The organism is Photorhabdus sp. RM71S, assembly GCF_042879355.1.
Lineage (GTDB): Bacteria > Pseudomonadota > Gammaproteobacteria > Enterobacterales > Enterobacteriaceae > Photorhabdus > Photorhabdus kayaii.
The window spans coordinates 1-2249 of the sequence record NZ_JBHFKV010000111.1 but is presented as its reverse complement, the minus strand read 5'-3'; the positions used below and the strand labels follow the sequence as shown (position 1 = coordinate 2249).

Below are 2249 nucleotides of genomic sequence, written 5' to 3'. Positions count from 1 at the left end.
CGCCATCATCGCTGAGAAAGTCAATTCCTTTAGATGTTATTTTTATCGAGTTTGGGTTTACTAATTCTTTGCTTACTCTGCCAGTAATTAACCCATGACCTATTAGATATTCAAGGTTGGCAATTAATATATTTTCACTTGAAAATTTATCTATAAAATTTCGGTATTCATAAACATCAAACCCGTCGTATTCAGGGTCGGCTAGTAACTCAAGTAATTCACGTTGAAGTTCTCTTGGGTAATTATCCATGTTGATATTTCTCACTTTTGTAGGGGTGAGTTAATTTTAGATGATTTCTCGTTGTAGGGGTACAACGGAACCACCTCGCCTGATGTGGTGAAAAGCAGGCATTTAACGAGACGAGGTTAATGACGGAAAATTAAAATATGAAAGACTTTGAATTTTATTGCTGGATAACTCCGATAATCATAGGGTTCTTGTTCATGCTCCAAATCACATGGGGCAATTTTCTGTACGGCTTAATGTGCTGGGGTCTATCCGCCGCGTGGGCGTGGTGGAAAATCAGATAACAGTCACTTCGGTGGCCTTTTTATTTAATGAGATAACACGATGACACAAGATGAACAAACAATACTGATGTTTAGGGGGTTAATTGCCTCATTGTCAGAGCAACAACAAGAAAATGTCAGTACATGTGAAAAGGTAATACGTAAGATGCTGGCTGATTATCCGGATGAAGCTGTTTTCGCACTTGGATTGATTGGCACAGAGTTGCAGTTATCTATGTAACTTAAGGTCAATAAGATGGCAGGATTAAAAGAACTGTCTAATAAGCTGACTCAAATAAAGAAGCAAGTCCCGTTTGCCACTGCTCAGGCATTAACAAAAGTTGCCCGGCAGATCGAACAAGCTGAAAAGAAGGCGATAGAGCGTAAGTTAGATAACCCGACTCCCTTTACTGTTAAATCTGTTGGCTCGGTTGGTGCTCGTAAGAATAATCTCACTGCTAAAGTGTTCGTGCGTGATATTGCAGCAAGTTATCTCACACCCTTTGAAGTTGGTGGGGTCCACAAGCTTAATAGCAGTGCGTTATTAAATCCAAAGAACATTAAATTAAACAAATATGGCAACTTACCCCGCAACAAACTCCAGCAGTTAAAAGCCAAGCCCGATGTATTTATCGGAGAAGTCACAACCAGCGAACATAATAGTGTCAATGGCGTATGGCAACGTAAGAAAGGCAGAAAGGGTAAGAAGAGCAAAAAGCGGTTAAAGCGCTCTCCAAATGGCACTCGCAGAGAGAGGAAAAAGCAAAGACCGCCGAAACTATTAATCCGGTTCGGTGATGCTCTGCCTGTTGCGCCTATCTTGGGTTATCAGGAACGCGCAAGAAAGATGGCTGATGCATTAATGCCACAGGCTATCAGTCAGGCTCTAGATGAAGCTATTAAAACAGCAAAGTAAGGTTGTAATGAAGTATGAATTGAATGCAACAGTGACATTGCCCACTCATGAAGAAGTTGAAAATATCATTAATCAACTAAAATCAGAACTAAGCGGGTTTGATGTTAGCACCAATTTAGCGTCAATTATGTTGCGTGAGTTGCACAAGCGACTGAGTAAATCCATCGAATGTAAAGTCAGTGTGGATGTAACAAAAGAATATATGGATGCTATAAGATGTATCGTAAGTGAGAATAACAACGAGATAATAGTGACTGGTTTTGATGGTAAATTAGTAATTCGGGACTCATCATCAAGATATTAAATGATATTAAATGATATTAAATGATATTAAATGATATTAATTCTCATTTAAAGCCCTGTCACAGCTAGATAATTGATTTAAACATATTAATGGCCTCGCACTCGCGAGGTTTTTTTGTTCCTTAAACTGGCAGGGAAAGACATGATGGAGTTAACTCAAAGAAAATTGAAAGAGTTGCTCGACTATAACCCTGACACAGGAGTGTTTACATGGCTGGATAATACCCGTAAAGGTATCAGGCATGACAGGGTCGCCGGCTCACAGAGTCATGGGTACATCACAATCGCTATAGACGGAAAGCACTACCGGGCGCATCGGTTAGCGTGGCTCTATGTATATGGCCAGTGGCCTGTCAATATGATTGATCATATCAACAGAGTCAAAAGCGATAACAGGATAGCGAATTTACGTGAAGCCACAAATGAAGAGAACCAGCGCAACGTCGAAGTAGGTAAGAAAAACAAGTCCGGATTCAAAGGCGTATTCTGGGAGCCGTCACGGCAGAAATGGAAAGCCAGA

General features: G+C 40.5%; 4 protein-coding genes and 1 pseudogene. 4 read left to right on the top strand and 1 reads right to left on the bottom strand.

The window, feature by feature from the left end; all coding sequences use genetic code 11:
- Nucleotides 1–250, bottom strand: a pseudogene (locus tag ACGF5R_RS23785) (hypothetical protein); the annotation flags it as partial.
- A 321-nt stretch (nucleotides 251–571) separates the two neighbouring features.
- On the opposite strand from ACGF5R_RS23785, the gene ACGF5R_RS23780 reads away from it, so the two are divergent.
- The 4 genes from ACGF5R_RS23780 to ACGF5R_RS23765 all read left to right on the top strand — a co-directional run.
- Nucleotides 572–751: a hypothetical protein gene (locus ACGF5R_RS23780; RefSeq protein ID WP_112879892.1), complete on the top strand. Its 180-nt coding sequence runs from the start codon at nucleotides 572–574 to the stop codon at nucleotides 749–751.
- 15 nt (nucleotides 752–766) lie between these two features.
- A complete protein-coding gene (locus tag ACGF5R_RS23775) occupies nucleotides 767–1426 on the top strand; it encodes a hypothetical protein (RefSeq protein ID WP_112886957.1) in 660 nt (219 codons plus the stop codon).
- Complete coding sequence (locus tag ACGF5R_RS23770; RefSeq protein WP_387693083.1) at nucleotides 1401–1730, top strand: hypothetical protein; 330 nt, start codon at nucleotides 1401–1403, stop codon at nucleotides 1728–1730. Before ACGF5R_RS23775 ends, ACGF5R_RS23770 begins: the two co-directional genes overlap by 26 nt.
- Before the next feature lie 114 nt (nucleotides 1731–1844).
- Nucleotides 1845–2249, top strand: a 405-nt coding sequence (locus ACGF5R_RS23765) for an HNH endonuclease signature motif containing protein (protein ID WP_387693081.1), incomplete at its 3' end; no start/stop codon positions are given.